An 18,315-nucleotide genomic window follows, 5' to 3' on the forward strand; every position below is an offset into this window, starting at 1 on the left:
TGGTTTACGCGTTTTGGTCCGCCGTGAACCACGCGTCGATCTGCGCCTCGAGCGCGGACCAGACCGCAGGCGCGCCGCGTTGGACTTTGACGCCGACACGGGTTTGCAATTGCGCAGGCGTGACGTTGTAGGTCGGCCAAGTGCCGCCGCCCGTCGCAAGGTTCGCCATGACGGGCTGCACCCGGTCAAGCGCCTTGGCGAAAATCGCGTCGTCTGTCTCGGCCGCCTCGAATTCGTGCCACAGCGCGTGCAGGGCCGCGCCTTGGGCCTGTGGCAGCAGGCCGAATAGACGGATGGCGGCGGCGTGCTCTTCCGCTTCTTTCGCGCCTTGGTCGCTGGCGGCGGTGTGGATCGGCAGATCGCCTGCGTCGATTTCCACCAGATCGTGGATCAGCAGCATGGCAATGACGCGGTCCACATCCACCGGGCGCACGGCGTGTTCGGCCAGCGTAAGGGCGTAAAGCGCAAGGTGCCAGCTGTGTTCTGCGCTGTTTTCGCGGCGCGAGCCGTCGAACAGGGTCGTGGCGCGTAGTTCGGTTTTCAACCTATCCGCCTCTGCCAGAAACCGCAGGCGGGCAGCGGTTTCCGCATCAAGGCGCGGATTGGTGCGGTCCAGCAGGCCAAGGGCGTAGGCATAAAGCGCCGGCCAGTCATCGGCGAGGGCGGATGGACGCCCCGTGGCCAGCAAGGCGCGAATGATGTCGCGGTCGACTTCGGTCTGCGAGATGTTCAGCAGTTCCTGCATGAGGGGCTGCGCCATATCGAGCGTGCGGGCCTGCTGGGCCGCCTCGGTCGCGGCATCCTCGAACGTTTCCCAATGGGCGCGGAACAGGGCGTTTTGGTCATCGGGTAGGATCGCATAGAGGCGATCTGCGGCGGCGCGTTCCTTGATGGCAATCGCGGCGTGGTCTTGGGGAATGTGGATCGGGTGATCGCCCGCGTCCACCTCGACGATGTCATGCAGCAAGGCCATGTTGATGGTCGCGGCGGGGGCGTCAAAGACAAGGCCCCAAAGCGCAAGGTGCCACGAATGTTCTGCCGCGTTTTCCCGGCGTGATCCGTCCATCAGCGCGTTGGCGCGGACGACGGATTTCAGCTGATCGACCTCTGACAGAAAAGCGAGTTGGCGGGTCAGGCGGTCGTGGGAAGCAGGCATGAGATACATTTCAATTCGTAAATGTTTCGCATGGACATATTGAGTAATATTTCCCATGCCTTACAGTATTTGAACTTAACCGCACAGCGCGGCGCGTTTACCGCACCGCGCGAGGGGTTATTCAGCCGTTTTGTCCTTGCGCGAATCGAGCAAGGCCCGCGCCCGCGCCTCTGCCCGGCGCACACGCACGAACATCAGATAACTTTCCTGCAAGGTCTGGGACGATGCGCCCAAGATCTCTCCGATTTGGTCGACGATTTTCTCGTCGCCAGAGCGGGCGGCGTCATCAAGTGCCAGTTTGGCCAGATCGAGGGCGACATCATCGGTATATGACATGCGCTTAACGGGTGTTTTCTGTCAGGCGACGACGCACATAGCTTTTGACCGAACCGATCATCGGGTCCATGTGCGGATCCTCAAAGAAGTGACCCGCGCCGGGGACTTCTTCGTGGGTAATGGTGATGCCTTTTTGGTCGTGCAGTTTGTTGACCAAGGTCACCGTATCGGCCGGCGGCGCGACGCGGTCGGCGGCGCCGTTGATGATCAGGCCGGACGCCGGGCAGGGCGCAAGGAAGCTGAAGTCATACATATTCGCCGGCGGGCTGACGGAAATGAAGCCTGTGATTTCCGGGCGGCGCATCAAAAGCTGCATGCCAATCCACGCGCCAAAAGAAAAACCAGCGACCCAGCAATGCTTGGCGTTGTTGTTCATCGACTGCAGATAATCGAGCGCGGAGGCGGCGTCAGAGAGTTCGCCAATGCCTTGATCGTATTCACCCTGAGAGCGTCCGACGCCGCGGAAGTTAAACCGCAGCACAGTGAAGCCCATGTTATAAAAGGCGTAATGCAGGTTGTAGACAACCTTGTTGTTCATCGTCCCGCCGAACTGCGGATGCGGGTGCAGCACGATAGCGATCGGCGCATCACGGTCCTTTTGCGGGTGATAACGGCCTTCAAGGCGGCCTTCTGGACCGGGGAAGATGACTTCGGGCATGGGCGTTCCAACTGCTGCGGTGCGCGGGCGGCGTTCGTATTCTTGACGAAAACGCTCAGGCACCTTAGAAAGATTCTAAATCCGCACGAGGTGTCCCGCGCGGCCGGATTGAGGGTGACCTAATCAGGCGGGGGCGTTTCGTCAATGTTTATGCAGTTCTGGGTTTATGCAGTTATGGGTTTGAGCAGCTATGGGTTTGAGCGGAACCGGGAGGCGTTAAGATGAAACTGAGCACGAAGGGGCGATATGCCATGGTCGCGCTGGCCGATCTGGCGCTGCAACCCAGTGGCACCCTGGTCAGCCTGACCGAGATCGCCAAGCGGCAGGACATCAGTCTGCCCTACCTAGAGCAGCTGTTCGTGAAGCTGCGGCGTGAGGGGCTCGTGGAATCGGTGCGCGGGCCGGGCGGCGGCTATCGCCTTGCGCGGGCCGCATCGGACATTCGCGTCGCCGATATTCTGGGCGCGGTCGATGAGACGGTCAGTGCGATGCACAAGGGCGCTGGCGCCTCTGGCGGGGCCTCTGGATCGCGGGCGCAGTCGCTGACCAACCGCCTGTGGGAGGGCCTGAGCGCGCATGTATATGTGTTCCTGCACCAGACGCGGCTGAGCGATGTTGTGGGCAACGCCATGGCCCCGTGTCCGGCAGTGCCTGCGCTGTTCGAGGTCGTGGACGAGGTGGGGGATGCGTAATTTGGGCAAAGGCACAAATGGCGTTCTGCGACGGCGTGTCGAAGAGGGGGCTCTGCCCCCGGCGCTGGCGCGCCGTCCCCGGAGTATTTTCAGCAAGATGAAACCATGAGCCGCGTGTATCTGGATCATAATGCGACGACGCCTTTGCGCAGCGCGGCGCGGGAGGCGATGATTGCGGCGATGGATGTCGTCGGCAATCCCAGTTCCGTGCATGCCGAAGGCCGGGCGGCGCGATCCTTGTTAGAGCGGTGCCGGGCGCAGGTGGCCGAGGCCGTCGGGGCCGGGCAGGCGGATGTTGTGTTTGTGTCTGGCGCGACCGAGGCGTCTGCTTTGGCGCTGGCCGGGCGCGGTCTGCATGGGTCTGATCTGGAACATGAAGCGGTGCGCGCTTGGGCAACCTGTGATTTGCCCGTAAGCGGCGGGCAGGTTCAGGTCGGCGATCCGGCGCAGTCTGTGGTGCAGCTTGCCAATTCCGAGACGGGGATTGTGCAGAAACTGCCAGAGGGGCTGGCGGTGAGCGATATTACCCAAGGCTTTGGCCGGGTGGCGTTTTCCTATGCTTGGGCGGGTGTCGCACTTGTGTTCTTATCGGCGCATAAGTTTGGTGGCCCCAAGGGCGTTGGTGCGGTAATCATGCCGCAAGGCTTTGATCTACCAGCGCAATTGCGCGGTGGCGGTCAAGAAATGGGGCGGCGGTCTGGGACCGAGAATATCATCGGGGTTGCCGGTTTTGCCGCTGCCGCAGTCGCGGCGCAGGATGATCTGGCGCAGGGGCGCTGGGACCGGGTTGCGGAACTTAGAAATATTCTAGAAAAGGCGGTTGCGGCTCAGGCTCCGCATACTATTTTTGTCGGGAATGATGTGCACCGGCTGCCGAACACCACCTGCATGATCTGCCCCGGTTGGCGCGGCGAGACGCAGGTGATGGCCATGGATTTGGCGGGGTTTGCCGTATCGGCAGGCTCTGCCTGTAGCAGCGGTAAGGTGCGGGCGTCGCCCGTGTTGACGGCGCTGGGATACGATGTCGATCAGGCGAGCTGCGCGTTGCGCGTATCGCTGGGAATCGAGACGACGGAAGACGAGGTTCTGCGCTTTGCTGAGGCATGGTGCGCACGGGCCAAACGGATGATGGCGGCGTGAGCTGCAAGAGAGGTGAGTAAAATGGCTGCAATGGATGTGGACGTCAAAGAAGGCGTAGATCAAGAGACCGTGGATGCGGTCGCTCAGCTGTCGGGTGCTTATAAGTACGGCTGGAACGACGACGAAATCGAGATGGACTATGCCCCCAAGGGCCTGAACACCGATATCGTCAAACTGATTTCCGGCAAGAACGAAGAGCCCGAGTGGATGACGCAGTGGCGTCTGGACGCGTTTGCGCGCTGGGAAGGCATGACCGTGCCGAACTGGGCGATGCTGAAGGTTGCGGATATCGATTTTCAGGATCTGTATTACTACGCCCGCCCCAAAAGCATGGAAGTGAAGCCCAAGTCGCTGGACGAGGTCGATCCTAAGCTGCTGGAAACCTATAAGAAACTGGGTATTCCGCTGTCCGAGCAGGCGATCTTGGCCGGTGTCGAAGGCGCTGTGCCGGACGAGGGCCGCAAGGTTGCTGTGGACGCGGTGTTCGACTCGGTGTCCGTCGGCACGACGTTCCAGAAGGAACTGATGAAGGCTGGCGTGATCTTCTGCTCGATCTCTGAAGCGATCCGCGAGCATCCGGAACTGGTGAAGAAGTATCTTGGCACGGTCGTGCCGGTGACGGACAACTTCTATGCGACGCTGAACTCGGCTGTGTTTTCCGATGGCTCGTTTGTTTACATCCCGCCCGGTGTGCGCTGCCCGATGGAGCTGAGCACCTATTTCCGGATCAACGCGGAAAACACCGGCCAGTTTGAACGCACGCTGATCATCGCCGACAAGGGGTCCTATGTGTCCTACCTTGAAGGGTGCACAGCGCCCAAGCGTGATGTCGCCCAGCTGCACGCGGCTGTGGTCGAGATCATCATCGAGGAAGATGCCGAGGTGAAATACTCCACGGTGCAGAACTGGTACCCCGGCGACGCAGAAGGCAAGGGCGGCATTTATAACTTCGTCACAAAGCGTGCCGATTGCCGTGGTGATCGGTCCAAGATCATGTGGACGCAGGTCGAGACAGGCTCTGCTGTGACGTGGAAGTATCCAAGCTGCATTCTGCGGGGCAACGATTCACAAGGTGAATTCTACTCCATCGCCATCGCGAACAACATGCAGCAGGCCGATACCGGCACCAAGATGATCCACCTGGGCAAGCGCACGAAGTCGCGGATTGTGTCCAAGGGTATCTCTGCTGGCAAGGCGCAGAACACGTACCGCGGCCTTGTGTCGATGCACCCTAAGGCGAAGGAATCGCGCAACTATACGCAGTGCGATAGCCTTTTGATCGGATCTGAGTGCGGCGCGCATACGGTGCCGTATATCGAGGTGAAGAACAACTCGAGCCGTGTGGAGCACGAGGCGACCACGTCCAAGGTCGATGACGAGCAGCTGTTCTACTGCCGCTCGCGCGGGATGGACGAGGAAGAGGCCGTCGCGCTGGTTGTGAACGGGTTCTGCAAGGAAGTGCTGCAAGCGCTGCCGATGGAATTCGCGATGGAAGCACAGGCGCTGGTGGCGATCTCGCTTGAAGGTTCTGTCGGATAAATTTGCCCTCAGGGGCGCGGAAAAGACGGGTCCTGCGGGACCGTGAAGGAGAAGAATATGCTGGAAATTAAAGGCCTGAAGGTCGATCTGGAAGATGAAGACAAGTCGATCCTGAAGGGCGTCGATCTGACTGTCCCTGCAGGCGAAGTGCATGCGATCATGGGGCCGAACGGCTCTGGCAAATCGACGATGTCTTATGTGCTGTCCGGCAAGGATGGCTACACCGTCACCGGCGGCACGGCGACGCTGAACGGCGTTGATCTGCTGGCGATGGAGCCGGAAGAGCGTGCTGCGGCGGGTCTGTTCCTTGCGTTCCAGTATCCGGTGGAAATTCCGGGTGTTGGCAACATGACGTTCCTGCGCACAGCTGTGAACGCACAGCGCAAAGCGCGCGGCGAAGAAGAGCTGTCGGCAGGTGATTTCCTGAAGGAAGTCCGCGCAAAGGCGAAGGACCTGAAGATCGACGCCGAGATGCTGAAGCGTCCTGTGAACGTTGGCTTTTCCGGCGGCGAGAAAAAGCGCAACGAGATCCTGCAGATGGCGATGCTAGAGCCAAAGATGTGCATCCTAGACGAGACCGACTCGGGTCTTGACGTGGACGCGATGAAGCTGGTGGCTGACGGTGTGAACGCGCTGCGGTCCGAAGGGCGGTCTTTCCTTGTGATCACCCACTACCAGCGTCTGCTGGACCATATCAAACCAGACGTCGTGCACATCATGTCGAATGGCCGTATCATCAAGTCCGGCGGCCCAGAGCTGGCGCTTGAAGTTGAAAACAACGGTTACGCCGATTTGCTGGCGGAGGACGCTTAATGGCCCTGCCGCAACGCAAACAGGACGCGACCGACGCGCGTTTGGCAGCGGTGACGCTGCCGGACGGGCCGGCTTGGCTGACAAAGGCGCGCAAAGCGGCCTTGGCCCGGGTGTCCGCGATGGGCTTGCCCGCGCGGCGCGATGAATATTGGAAGTTTTCCGATCCGACAACGCTGACGGATACCGCTGTCATCTCGGCTGATCTGGCAGATGCCTCGGACCGCGAATTTGCTGGCGCGGATGCGCTGATGGCGGTCTTTGTGGACGGCGCGTTCGATGCAGATGCCTCGGACGATCTGGAAGCTGCTGGCGTGACCATCACGCGGCTGGCGCAGGCGCAGGATATCACTTGGGCTGGCGATCTGCTGGGCACACTGGAAGCGCGCGGCCAATCCCCGGTCGAGCGTCCGCTGGCGGCGCTGACCACGGCCATGGCGACGGACGGCTTGCTGATCCACGTCACCGGCGACGCGGCCCGTGCGGTTCATGTCCGCTATGATCGCAAAGATGCGGGTGCAGATGTGGCGCTGCATCACGTGGTAAAGCTGGACGCAGGCGCGACCTTTACGCTGCTGGAAAGCGGCGCTGGGGCTGCACGGTTCATGTCGAACATGGAAGTCGATGTCGCTGATGGCGCCACGTTCCACCATGTGCGTGCGCAGGGCCGTGATACGGGCCGCCGGATGAACACGCACACCTTTACGCGCATCGGGACCGGATCGACGTTCAAGTCCTTCACCCTGTCGATAAACGGCGCGCTGACCCGCAACGACTGCATCATGGACATCGTCGGCGACGATGCGACGGCGCACGTGGCGGGTGCCTGCGTCGGTGACGGCGAGGGTTTCCACCACGACGACACCGTCTTCATCACCCACGATGCGGTCGGCTGCGAGTCGCGTCAGGTCTTTAAGAAAGTCCTGCGCAACGGTGCGGTTGGCGTGTTTCAGGGCAAGATCCTTGTGAAGCATGGCGCGCAGAAAACCGACGGCTATCAGATCAGCCAGTCGCTGCTGCTGGACGGCGATAGCCAGTTCCTCGCCAAGCCAGAGCTTGAGATTTATGCCGATGACGTGGCCTGTTCGCACGGGTCCACATCCGGTGCGATCGACGAGGATGCGCTGTTCTATCTGCGGTCACGCGGTGTGCCGCATAAGACGGCGACGACGCTGCTGACGCTGTCGTTCTTGGCCGAGGCGCTGCAAGAGATTGACGACGAATCTCTTGGTGATGATCTGCGGGATCGGCTGGCCGGTTGGCTGGATCGCCACCAAAGCTGATGGCCGTCACATCTGACATCATCCGCACGTGGCGCGGGCCGCGCATCGTGATGCGCGGCTTGCTGGCAAAGGGAAAGCGTGAAGACCGGGCCTTGGCCTATCTGATCGTGTTCTGTCTGCTGGTGTTCGTTGCGCAATGGCCGCGGCTGACGCGGGCGGCGGCGGGCTTCGACCTTGCCCCCGGCGCAGAGCCGCGAGAGCTGATGCAGATGATGACCTACGAGCTATTCGCCTGGATCACCGTCTGGCCGCTGGCGTTCTATGCGCTGGCGGCTGTCAGCCATCTGATTGCAAAGGCGTTTCGCGGGCGCGGCACGCATTACACCGCGCGTCTGGCGCTGTTCTGGTCGCTGCTGGCATCCGTGCCCTTGCTGCTGCTTTACGGCCTGATGGCTGGATTTTTGGGGCAGGTGGCCGGCACGCATGTGATCGGCGCGGCTTGGGTTTTGGCCTTTGGCTGGATCTGGGCGCTGTCACTTTATGAGGCAGAGCAATGACGTCGGGACAGTGGATTGGCCAATGGATCGGGCGGTCTTTGCGTGACCCGGCTGGCGTCGCGCAGGCGCTGATATCCATCGGTTTAAGCCGAGATGCGCTGTTTAGCATGGTCGCGCTAGTGACAGTGCTGTCGGTGCTGATGCTGGAACTCGGGCTGTATTTGTCCCCCGCAGACGCCGAATTGCTGCGCGCCACGCCTTTTGCGCTGACGGTGATCCTTGGCGCGTCCTTGCTGATGATGGTCTTTGCGCTGCAACTGACCGGGCGCATGCTGGGCGGGACCGGGCGTTTTAGCGCGGCATTGCTGCTTGTGATCTGGTGGCAATCGATGGCGCTGCTGATCCAAGTGGCCCAGACTGCGACACTGCTGCTGTTTCCTCCGCTTGCGGGGATTGTTACATTGGCCGGGCTTGCGTGGCTTGTGTTTTCGCTTTTGCATCTGGTCAACGTGCTGCACGGTTTTGACAACCTTTTCAAAGCGCTGGCGACCGTTGTTATCGGGGTCGTTGGTATTTTATTCGGGCTGGCGCTGTTGCTGTCCCTGATCGGCGTGACCCTGCAAGGAGGCACCCTTTAGATGTTCGACGTTGACGCAATTCGCGCCCAATTTCCTATTCTGTCCCGGGAAGTGAACGGCAAGCCGTTGGTGTATCTGGACAATGGCGCGTCCGCGCAAAAGCCGCGCGCGGTGATCGACGCCATGACGCATATGTACGAGCATGAATATGCCAATGTTCACCGCGGCTTACACTACCTTTCTAATGTTGCGACCGACCACTACGAGGGCGTGCGCGGCAAGATTGCACGCTTTTTAAATGCAAAGTCCGAGGATGATATCATTCTGAACTCTGGCACCACCGAAGGCATCAATATGGTGTCCTACGGCTGGGCCGCGCCGCGTTTGCAGGCGGGCGACGAGATCGTGTTAAGCATTTTGGAACACCATGCGAATATCGTGCCTTGGCACTTTCTGCGCGAACGGCAGGGGGTTGTGCTGAAGTGGGTGGATTGCGCCGCTGATGGCTCGCTTGATCCGCAGGCGGTGATTGATGCGATTGGGCCAAAGACGAAACTGGTCGCGATCACACAGATGTCGAATGTGCTGGGCACGCTGGTCGATACCAAGGCGATCTGTGCTGGCGCGCATGAAAAAGGTGTGCCCGTGTTGGTCGACGGATCGCAGGCGGCGGTGCATATGCCCGTCGACGTGCAGGACATGGGCTGTGATTTCTATGCGATCACTGGGCACAAGCTGTATGGCCCAAGCGGGTCTGGGGCGATCTATGTGCACCCTGACCGCATGAGCGAGATGCGTCCGTTTCTGGGCGGCGGCGATATGATCCGCGAGGTTGGCCGCGATATGGTCACCTATAACGACGCGCCGATGAAGTTCGAGGCGGGCACGCCGGGAATCGTTCAGACCATCGGTCTGGGCGTCGCTCTGGACTGGATGATGGATGTCGGGATGGACAACATCGCCGCGCACGAGGCCGGGCTGCGCGACTATGCGCAGACGCGGCTTGCAGGCCTGAATTGGCTGCAGGTGCAGGGCAATGCACCTGATAAGGGCGCAATTTTCAGCTTTACGCTGGATGGGCCTGCGCATGCACACGACATCTCGACCGTGCTGGATAAAAAGGGCGTGGCCGTCCGCGCCGGATCGCACTGCGCCATGCCGTTGATGGACCACCTTGGGCTGACGGCGACCTGCCGCGCATCCTTTGGCGTCTATAACACAACGGCCGAAGTCGACGCGCTGGTCGATGCGCTGGAACTGTGCCACGATCTGTTCGCCTGATGGCTTTTGGCGTTGCGGCCTCGTCGCCGCAACGCTATAGACGCGCTTGTATGCACCCGTAGCTCAGCTGGATAGAGCGCTGCCCTCCGAAGGCAGAGGTCACTGGTTCGAATCCAGTCGGGTGCACCATTTGACTTCCAGACGTAGAGAGAAACTGTAACGCCTTGAACGGTAAGGTGGTTTCTGCGGTTCGAAGTCCTGTTTCACGCGATACATTTATTGGGGCTGCAAACACCAGCCGCATGACAGTTCTCTTCAGTTCGTAGGACGCTTTTCCCCATACTTCCCAAGGGCTTGCTAGGAATTGCATGGAGAGTTCGAACATATTATCGAAATTTCCTTCTGGGATGCGCTGCAAAGCCAATTTTTCCTCGAGAACGGTAGTCTCCGAGCGCAACTCGACGATCCTTGCTTCGTAAGCTTGAGCGGTTTCGTTGTGATGAGTTCGAGCTGCCCTCTCGATCATTGAGGCCACTTCAGTATCGATTTGTTTTAGCCGGGTTCGATGTCTCGCAGCTTCGTCTTTCGAGTTCGAACGATAGCGATCCCATGCATCTCGAAACATTTGCCCTGCAAGTTCGAAGGTCTTAGTAGTTGGTGTGAGACCCCTCAACATCTGCTCGAATTCAGCTTCCAGTTTGTCCCTGCCAATGGACTTTTTACATTGGCTGCAACCTTTATGATGGCAGTGATAGTAGGGATACAGTTTACCAGTTCCACTCCTCGACCAGCCAGCAGTTAAGCTGTACCCACATTCGTCGCAGGTTAGAAAGCCGCGCAGAATAAAATCGCGGTCGATGTTTTTTCGCGCAGGCGCTACCTTCTTTCCTTTCAGACGGCTTTGATTTATCAAATACGTTTCATAAGCGATCAACGGTTCATGTTGCGCTTTTGTAAGAGGTACGTCCCACTCTGGCTTTTCGAGATAACCCGAATATACTAACCGAGTGAGTATCCCTGTCACTTTGTCGAACTTGACCTCCTTAACACCCCTAGCTCGCGGAAACTCTGGATTGGCGTCCAGAAATCGTTTCACTTCCGCTTGGTTTTGAAAACGGCCAGAAGCGAAACCCTCCAAAGCCTCCTGAATGATCGATGCCTCTGGTTCCTTGCGAACCAAAAGCTTTCCGCCGCCGGGAGCCTTGCTGTATTGATAGCCAAGCGGAGCGGAGAATGTCCAAAACCCATTTTTGAGTCGCGAGATTGTCCGAGTCACGGATAGTTCCGCATTCTTTTCGCGGTCGCGGGACGCCAATAATGCCCAAAGCATCTCCAGAAAGCGGGTTTCCGCATCCACACCGAACTTTGTCTTGGGGCTGTCAATGGCCGCCCCTGCCGTCATAATTTTGTTCCGAAGTTCGGTGTGAGCGCCGACATCGCGTGCGAAGCGCGAGACGTCGTCGACAATGACCATGTAATCGCGGGCATCGATACTGTTTAGAAAGGCCAAGAGCAGATTCATACCAGGGCGGTTCGAGCTCGCGCCTGAAATCACGTCGGTAAAGACCTCCTCAACCACCATGCCGCATTGCTGGGCGTAGTCTCGGCAACTCCGTTCTTGGCTAGACAGACCTGCGCCATCCATCGTCTGCTTGATTGATGAAACGCGGCAATAGATGACGCACTTTGTTCGCTGCTGGGGGCGTTTGTCATACATCAGTAGAACCTCCCATTTTCGTTTTCCTGCTGCCTTGACGCGGCTGTGCCGAAGGGAGTCTGATTAACTGAGCGCATTCTGACTGCACAGGATGAACGCCATACCCAAGATCGACAAACGCCACGATCACGGTCCAGAGCGCATTCACAAAGTCTGCCTTTTCCTCTTCGGAAAGTTCATTGTCGTCGATGTAAGTTTGGTACCTTTCGAGGTCGATCTCCAGCCGCCTCCGGCTCAGTTGCGTAAGGTTCCTTGCTTCGACAAAGTCGATGACTTTGCCATGGTTCAATTCGGGCTTCATGTTCCAACTCTCCTTAGCTTTCGGTTAAAATATCTCGGTTGATGCGCGAGGGATGCTGATAGGATAGATAGAAATATAAGTTATTGAAAAATTGAACAAAATTATGCTATCGGTGGAAACTGGCACATCTGGATTATTTGGAAACAGCACATATCGGGTGTTCGAACTCAACGCACGTTGATCCGCCAAACACTGATCACCCTCTTCAGAGGCATTTAGAGCACTGAAAATTGGTGTTACTTTGGGTTTTCGAAACCCTGAGTTTTGCTTTTAAAAAACTTCGGAAGGCTTACGATTTCTTTTCTTTTAGAGCTTCCTCTAGCAAATGTTTCTTTAAATATTTTTGCAACCTCTAGGCCGTTTTTTTGGTGTGTTCACGGCAAATATCTTCTTGGGATTGCAAGCCGGATTCTTATTTATTTTCACGTTTCTAGAAACTCTAGTGTAAATAATCGCTTTAAGAATTTTCCGTCTCCTAGTTGGTTTAGGCTATTGCGAAATACTAAGTGCTTCTACGAAAATTAGCGCGGTATGAGTAAATAATCATTTTCCATATCTCCGAATGCAATTGATATTTTGCTAGAGAATTTCTTAGATAAACAAGTGATGGTTGATTGAGTTTAGCCTCAGTTTCGGTAATATTCCTTATCTCTCCCTTGTGCTCCTTAATGAACAATCGACGCTGTCGTAGTGTGGTTCCGATTCGGTCCATCGGTCAATTGAAATCTTTTGTAAATGAATTGTTTGCCTAATCATGATTTACAATGTATAAATAATAATCAATTATGATGTATGAATAATAATGAATAAAAATGAATTGCAATGTGTGATTTTATGAATTGAAATGATTAAAAGTGATTGCCATGAGATAAAATCGCAGACTCTAAATAGCTTCCAATTTTCGCAAGGATGGAAATTTTGCAATTTTGGCGCTTGAAAACGAATCACCTGCTCGTAGTGCTTTGGCATGTTTTTCGATTTTTACGCTTGTTTTTGAAGTAAATTGCAATGCTCGCGTTCTAGGCCGTGTTTGTTGATTTCCGCGTCAGATTGACCCAGTTTTCTGAAACATCGTGATCCACGGCCACTAACAAAATCTGCCAACTTTTCATGTTATTATGTGGTTTCAAAGGGATCAGGACCAGATGAAAAACTGGGGCAATCTGACGCGGAAATCAACATATTCGGTAACTATAGTTGAAATCTTGATACTTCGTGTTGAAAGTTACCTTATTTCGCAACAAGGTTGGCTTTTTTGTGCTATCGGCGAGGTAAGTTAACCTAAAAGGTAACATTGCCACGGCTGTTCAAACGAAACGCGAACAGCAAATGCTGAACGATCTTGGTCTCGCCATCCGGAAGCAGCGTAATTTTCTCAAGCTCACTTTAGCTGACTTATCAGTCAAATGCGGGCTATCGAAGCCTGCACTTTCAGAGATTGAAAACGGTAAGCGTGACATCCGTATCACGAGTTTACTGCGCATTTCTTCGGGGCTAGGCGTCAAGATGGAGGAATTGCTTCGGAAGGATGTATCGAAGGGCTTGAGCGAAGACGAAGCGGGCGATGGTATTGATCTAAGCGAGATGATGTGATGCCGTGCATTCCAGTATTTCTGGAACGGTTCCAGATTGGGACGGTTCTGGCTACTAGCAACTGTATCTACAAGCTGCTGGATAAGCCCAATTCAGTCGTGATTTGCGGCGCGCATTCGCGATGGTGACGAGTTTTCATTCGACAGCTGTAACGACGAGCTTATGTGGTGTTGATTTCCGGTTCGAATTGACCTTTTTTTCCAAATAGCGTTGACCTGTCTGGCTTATGATAATCTCATGAAAAGGCGACGGAATTAATGACAGCTGGTGGCTCACGACGTTTCGAAAAATTGGGTCAAATTCTCACATAACTCAACAAGCACGATACCCTCGGGCTTCTTTCGCTTGCCAGCCATCTCGTCGTCTTCCTGAAAACGGGATAATTCTATCCCAAAAGGTGGACCACTTCAGTGGGGGCATTTCCGGGTGTGCGCCAAAAGGACCGTGAAGATTAACTACTATTCCATTTGATGGCACTGATGCAAAGTGTCATGAAGTGTTTGCGCCTACATCGTAGCAGCCCTTACCACGACGCGTGATGGCAGGGTATTAGCCAATGTTTCGAATTCACTTTAGAGGTCGACCTGTTGCGGCAGACACGTCTTAAGCCGCGCGGTGCCGTACCATCCTGAAGCCTACTGCAAAAAATGCCTGAGATCACTGATCCATATCAACCTGTGCCCTGATCCTCCGTGTAAAACTTGGGATCAACTAAAGAGTAACCAGGGGTGGACGGGGTGTCAGGGATCGGAACACATCCGCGGACAAGCAGCGATGACATTTTTCAGTCGTCTTCGCATGCATGGCGGGAAGCCGAGGCCCGTACCGCTGTGCGGATGCTGTCCAATGGTCGGGGGCAGTGCGTGCTGTCGATCCCGGACCTGCGATGCGGGGGGTGCGTCGCCACGATTGAACGTGCCCTGAATGCACGCCCGGATGTCGCATCCGCAAGGGTTAACCTGACCCTGAAGCAGGCGGTTGTGACCTTCGCCAACGCAGACACAGATCCCAATGCAGTTATCTCTGCGCTCGCCCTGCTTGGATATCCGGCAATACCTGCGGACGTGGCGCAATTGGAAGAGGACAATACCGACAACATAGGCCGCGGCCTTTTGCGTGCGATCGCCGTTGCCGGGTTCGGGGCGATGAACATCATGATATTGTCAGTCGCCGTCTGGTCAGGTGCTGCTGGTGAGACGCGAGACACGTTTCACCTGATTTCTGCACTGATCGCCATCCCTGTCGTGGTCTATGCCGGTCAACCGTTCTTCCGCTCCGCATTTCAGGCCTTACGGGTGCGGCGGCTCAACATGGATGTGCCGATCGCTGTTGCTGTCGTGTTGGCTTTGGCGTTGAGCCTGGTTGAGACAATGCGGGGCGGCGAGCAGGCCTTTTTCGACGCCGCCGTGACCTTGCTCTTCTTCCTTCTGTCGGGCCGCTATCTCGATCACCTAATGCGGGAACGTGCGCGCAGTGCGGTCTCCGGGCTCGCACGATTGTCACCACGCGGCGCGATGCTGCGCCAATCCGATGGGACTCCGACATATGTGCCGCTGAGCTCCATTGCCCCCGGTGCGATCATAACGATTGGCCGGGATGAGCGTGTGCCGGTCGATGTGCGGATCACCTCGGGCTTCACGGATCTGGACCGGTCACTTGTGACTGGCGAAGCGATGCCGGTGCCGGGTGGCTTCGGCGATACGCTGGATGCCGGAACGCTGAACCTGACCGGTGCCGTCGAGGCGGAAGTCCTGCGGTCTGCTGACGAGTCATTCCTTGCCCAGATGATACGGATGCAGTCAGATGCCGAGACCGGTCGTGGGACTTATGTGCGGATCGCCGATCGCGCCGCGCGGCTCTATGCGCCGGTCGTGCATCTGCTGGCACTGGTAACATTTATCGGCTGGGTCCTTGCCACAGGCGACTGGCACACCTCGGCCTTTGTTGCGATCAGTGTTCTGATTATCACCTGCCCCTGTGCGCTGGGTCTGGCTGTGCCTGTGGCGCATGTCGTGGCCTCCGGACGCTTGATGCGCATGGGGATTCTGATGAAAGATGGATCCGCGCTGGAGCGGCTGGCTGATATCGACTGCGTGGTTTTCGACAAGACGGGCACGCTGACCATGGGCACGTCAGCGGTCGGTTTCGGCCCGGATGATCCCGCGCTTCGCACCGCAGCCAAGGCTTTGGCTCTAAAGTCGGTCCATCCTGCCGCACGTGCGATTGCTTTGAGTATCGCTGAACTGCCCTGTCAACTGGACGATGCAATCGAAGTGCCGGGGTTCGGCGTGGCTGGTTGCATTGGCGGACGTGCCGTGCGGCTAGGCCGTGCAGACTGGGTCGCAGACATCAGTGTGCACGCTAAAGGCCGAGCAAGTCCCGTCTTCGCCTTTGCGGATGGACCTGCGATGTCATTCGACCTGACAGAGGCACTGCGCCCCGGTGCAGTTGATGCGATCAAGTCATTTGCCGCAGCAGGCATTCCCGTTGCCATGCTTTCTGGCGACATCGCGGCGCGGGCAAACAGCATCGCGAACCAACTGGACATCGCCGACGTGAAGTCGGGTAAAACACCCGCCGATAAGATCGCGGCGCTCAATGCCATGCGCAATAATGGCTTTCGTGCCCTGATGGTCGGTGACGGATTGAACGATGCGGCGGCGCTGGCGGCGGCGCATGTGTCCATGGCACCCTCCAGTGCGTCGGATGCAGGACGGACGGCAGCAGATTTCATTTTCCTGCGTGATGGGCTTGATGCTGTGCCAGCCGCTTGGCGCATGGCCCGCGACACTTCGCGGATCGTGCGGCAGAACTTTGCACTGGCCATCGCCTACAACTGCATTGCGATCCCACTGGCCATGGCCGGTCTGGTGACTCCGCTGATCGCCGCAATCGCGATGTCGGCCTCGTCGCTTCTTGTGATTGGCAATGCTCTCCGGCTGAACCGCGCCGCAAAGCCGGGCCAGACGCCTGTCTCCCGGGTCGGCGGGTCAGAGGTGCCAGCATGACCATTCTTGCTTTCCTGATCCCGATCACGCTGGGCATGGGGGCCGTCGGGTTAGGCGTCTTCTTTTGGTCATTGCGCAGCAATCAGTACGACGACCTGTCAGGCGACGCTGAACGGATCCTCTTCGATGATGACCACCCGCTTCCGGCTGCATCTGCACGCCAGTCCAACACGATCAAGGAGACCGCGCTATGATGTCCAACCTTACCAGCACCGAACGCGCGAGGGCCATGCTGATCACGGGTGCGGGTGTGCTGATCGGCCTTACGATGGCGGCCGTGGGTCGCAACGATCCCATGGGCGCACATGGCTGGATTGTCCTGCTGTTTTGCGGCGTGCTGTTTTTTATCGTGGGCCAGAAGCTTTATGATGCCGAGCCTGTCGAGGACCGCAGCGTATCCTATTACGACGATCCCACGAAGATCGGGATCCTACTTGCACTGTTCTGGGCGGTTGTCGCGATGGGTATGGGCGTGTGGGTCGCGTCGCAGTTGGCCTGGCCGGATTTGCGGTTTGATGCAGCCTGGTCCAGCTTTGGTCGCATCCGCCCGGTGCATACGTCCGGTGTGATCTTCGGCTTTGGCGGCAATGCCCTGATTGCCACATCCTTTCACATCATGCAGCGCACCAGTCGTGCACGGATGCCGGACCAGGTGTCGCCTTGGTTCGTGCTACTGGGGTTCAACCTGTTCTGCGTTGTCGCCGCCAGCGGCTATCTGATCGGCATCACCCAATCCAAAGAATACGCAGAGCCGGAATGGTATGCCGACCTCTGGTTGGTGATCGTATGGGTGGTTTACTTCGTGCTCTACATCCGCACACTCGCCCGCCGGAATGAGCCGCACATCTACGTCGCCAACTGGTATTACCTGTCGTTCATCCTGGTCGTGGCAATCTTGCACGTCGTCAACAATTTGGCGATCCCGGCGTCCTTCTCCGGTGCCAAAAGTTATTCGGCCTTCTCGGGTGTGCAAGATGCGATGGTCCAATGGTGGTATGGGCACAACGCGGTCGCCTTCTTTCTGACCACCGGCTTTCTCGGCATGCTGTATTATTTTCTGCCAAAGCGGGCAGGGCGGCCAATCTATTCCTACCGTTTATCGATCCTGTCGTTCTGGGGCATCGTATTCTTCTATATCTGGGTCGGATCGCACCACCTGCATTACACAGCACTGCCGCAGTGGGTGCAAACGCTGGGTGTCACGTTTTCGGTCATGTTGCTGGTACCGAGCTGGGCGTCGGCGGGCAATGCGCTGATGACCCTCAACGGGGCGTGGCACAAGGTCCGCGACGACGCCACATTGCGCTTCATGATGGTTGCTGCCGTGTTCTACGGGTTGTCGACGTTCGAAGGCTCGTTCATGGCGATCCGCCCGGTCAACGCCCTGTCGCACTATACCGACTGGACTGTCGGTCATGTTCACTCCGGTGCGATGGGGTGGGTCGCCATGATTACGTTCGGATCGATCTATGCGCTAACGCCCGTGCTGTGGCGGCGCGAGACAATGTATTCTTGGAAAGCAGTCGAGTGGCACTTCTGGTTGGCCCTGTCGGGGACGGTTATCTACGTCTTTGCGATGTGGAACAGCGGCATCACCCAAGGCCTGATGTGGCGCACATATACCGAGAGCGGCACATTGCGCTTTTCCTTCGTTGATACGCTGATTGCGATGCATCCTTACTATATCGCGCGAGCCTTTGGCGGGCTGCTGTTCTTTACGGGCGCCTGCATCTGCTTCTGGAACGTCGTCATGACAATCCGGCGCGTGCCACATCACACTCCGGCGATCGACTACCCGACGACCTCGGAAGCAATGGAGCCGGCAGTGCCGGCGGCGGAGTAAGCT

Annotated in this window: 15 protein-coding genes, 1 tRNA gene and 2 pseudogenes; 13 read left to right on the top strand and 5 right to left on the bottom strand. The window is 57.3% G+C overall.

Going from position 1 to position 18,315, the window contains the following annotated elements; genetic code table 11:
• Window positions 1-4 precede the first annotated feature (4 nt).
• The 3 genes from BM131_RS02700 to BM131_RS02710 all read right to left on the bottom strand — a co-directional run bounded on the left by BM131_RS02700 (window position 5) and on the right by BM131_RS02710 (window position 2,150).
• A complete protein-coding gene (locus BM131_RS02700) occupies window positions 5-1,156 on the bottom strand; it encodes an HD domain-containing protein (protein ID WP_090185373.1) in 1,152 nt (383 codons plus the stop codon).
• Between the two features lie 117 nt (window positions 1,157-1,273).
• Window positions 1,274-1,492: a hypothetical protein gene (locus tag BM131_RS02705; protein WP_090185248.1), complete on the bottom strand. Its 219-nt coding sequence runs from the start codon at window positions 1,490-1,492 to the stop codon at window positions 1,274-1,276.
• A gap of 4 nt (window positions 1,493-1,496) precedes the next feature.
• Entirely contained in the window at window positions 1,497-2,150 is a 654-nt protein-coding gene (locus BM131_RS02710) for an alpha/beta hydrolase (protein ID WP_090185250.1), read from the bottom strand.
• Window positions 2,151-2,371: 221 nt separating this feature from the next.
• Here BM131_RS02710 and iscR point away from each other — a divergent pair, with 221 nt between their 5' ends.
• The 9 genes from iscR (at window position 2,372) to BM131_RS02755 (ending at window position 10,039) form a co-directional block, all read left to right on the top strand.
• Complete coding sequence (gene iscR, locus BM131_RS02715; RefSeq protein WP_090185253.1) at window positions 2,372-2,842, top strand: Fe-S cluster assembly transcriptional regulator IscR; 471 nt, start codon at window positions 2,372-2,374, stop codon at window positions 2,840-2,842.
• Window positions 2,843-2,947: 105 nt separating this feature from the next.
• Window positions 2,948-3,982, top strand: a complete 1,035-nt coding sequence (locus BM131_RS02720; protein WP_090185254.1) for a cysteine desulfurase family protein — start codon at window positions 2,948-2,950, stop codon at window positions 3,980-3,982.
• 21 nt (window positions 3,983-4,003) lie between these two features.
• Window positions 4,004-5,521, top strand: a complete 1,518-nt coding sequence (sufB, locus tag BM131_RS02725; protein WP_090185256.1) for a Fe-S cluster assembly protein SufB — start codon at window positions 4,004-4,006, stop codon at window positions 5,519-5,521.
• A 57-nt stretch (window positions 5,522-5,578) separates the two neighbouring features.
• Window positions 5,579-6,334 (top strand): Fe-S cluster assembly ATPase SufC, encoded by a 756-nt coding sequence (gene sufC, locus BM131_RS02730; RefSeq protein ID WP_090185259.1) that lies wholly within the window; start codon window positions 5,579-5,581, stop codon window positions 6,332-6,334.
• Window positions 6,334-7,614, top strand: a complete 1,281-nt coding sequence (locus BM131_RS02735) for a SufB/SufD family protein (protein WP_090185261.1) — start codon at window positions 6,334-6,336, stop codon at window positions 7,612-7,614. The genes sufC and BM131_RS02735 overlap by 1 nt, the downstream gene beginning before the upstream one ends.
• Complete coding sequence (locus tag BM131_RS02740) at window positions 7,590-8,111, top strand: hypothetical protein (RefSeq protein WP_245754111.1); 522 nt, start codon at window positions 7,590-7,592, stop codon at window positions 8,109-8,111. The genes BM131_RS02735 and BM131_RS02740 overlap by 25 nt, the downstream gene beginning before the upstream one ends.
• The gene (locus tag BM131_RS02745) at window positions 8,108-8,689 is read left to right on the top strand and encodes a YIP1 family protein (RefSeq protein WP_090185266.1); all 582 of its coding nucleotides are present in this window, start codon (window positions 8,108-8,110) and stop codon (window positions 8,687-8,689) included. Before BM131_RS02740 ends, BM131_RS02745 begins: the two co-directional genes overlap by 4 nt.
• Window positions 8,690-9,910 carry a cysteine desulfurase gene (locus BM131_RS02750; protein ID WP_090185269.1) on the top strand — a complete coding sequence of 407 codons (1,221 nt, stop codon included), beginning with the start codon at window positions 8,690-8,692 and terminating at the stop codon, window positions 9,908-9,910.
• 52 nt (window positions 9,911-9,962) lie between these two features.
• A tRNA-Arg gene (locus tag BM131_RS02755) sits at window positions 9,963-10,039 on the top strand.
• Between the two features lie 490 nt (window positions 10,040-10,529).
• On the opposite strand, the pseudogene BM131_RS20745 reads toward BM131_RS02755, so the two are convergent.
• Window positions 10,530-11,567 (bottom strand): annotated as a pseudogene (locus BM131_RS20745) (recombinase family protein); the annotation flags it as partial.
• A complete protein-coding gene (locus BM131_RS02765; protein ID WP_090185272.1) occupies window positions 11,560-11,868 on the bottom strand; it encodes a hypothetical protein in 309 nt (102 codons plus the stop codon). The gene BM131_RS02765 and the pseudogene BM131_RS20745, both read right to left, overlap by 8 nt.
• 1,329 nt (window positions 11,869-13,197) lie before the next feature.
• Between BM131_RS02765 and BM131_RS02770 the strand changes: the two genes are divergently transcribed.
• From BM131_RS02770 to ccoN, 4 genes and pseudogenes are all read left to right on the top strand, one after another.
• Window positions 13,198-13,461, top strand: coding sequence for a helix-turn-helix domain-containing protein (locus tag BM131_RS02770; RefSeq protein WP_090185275.1), 264 nt, complete (start codon window positions 13,198-13,200; stop codon window positions 13,459-13,461).
• Window positions 13,462-14,297: 836 nt separating this feature from the next.
• Window positions 14,298-16,469, top strand: a complete 2,172-nt coding sequence (locus BM131_RS02775; protein ID WP_245754117.1) for a heavy metal translocating P-type ATPase — start codon at window positions 14,298-14,300, stop codon at window positions 16,467-16,469.
• A pseudogene (ccoS, locus tag BM131_RS02780) lies at window positions 16,466-16,615 on the top strand (cbb3-type cytochrome oxidase assembly protein CcoS); the annotation flags it as partial. The gene BM131_RS02775 and the pseudogene ccoS, both read left to right, overlap by 4 nt.
• Window positions 16,616-16,662: 47 nt before the next feature.
• On the top strand, window positions 16,663-18,312 hold the full coding sequence (gene ccoN / locus BM131_RS02785; RefSeq protein WP_090185375.1) for a cytochrome-c oxidase, cbb3-type subunit I: 1,650 nt from the start codon (window positions 16,663-16,665) through the stop codon (window positions 18,310-18,312).
• The last annotated feature ends 3 nt before the right edge of the window (window positions 18,313-18,315 follow it).

The organism is Loktanella salsilacus, from assembly GCF_900114485.1.
GTDB classification, from domain to species: domain Bacteria; phylum Pseudomonadota; class Alphaproteobacteria; order Rhodobacterales; family Rhodobacteraceae; genus Loktanella; species Loktanella salsilacus.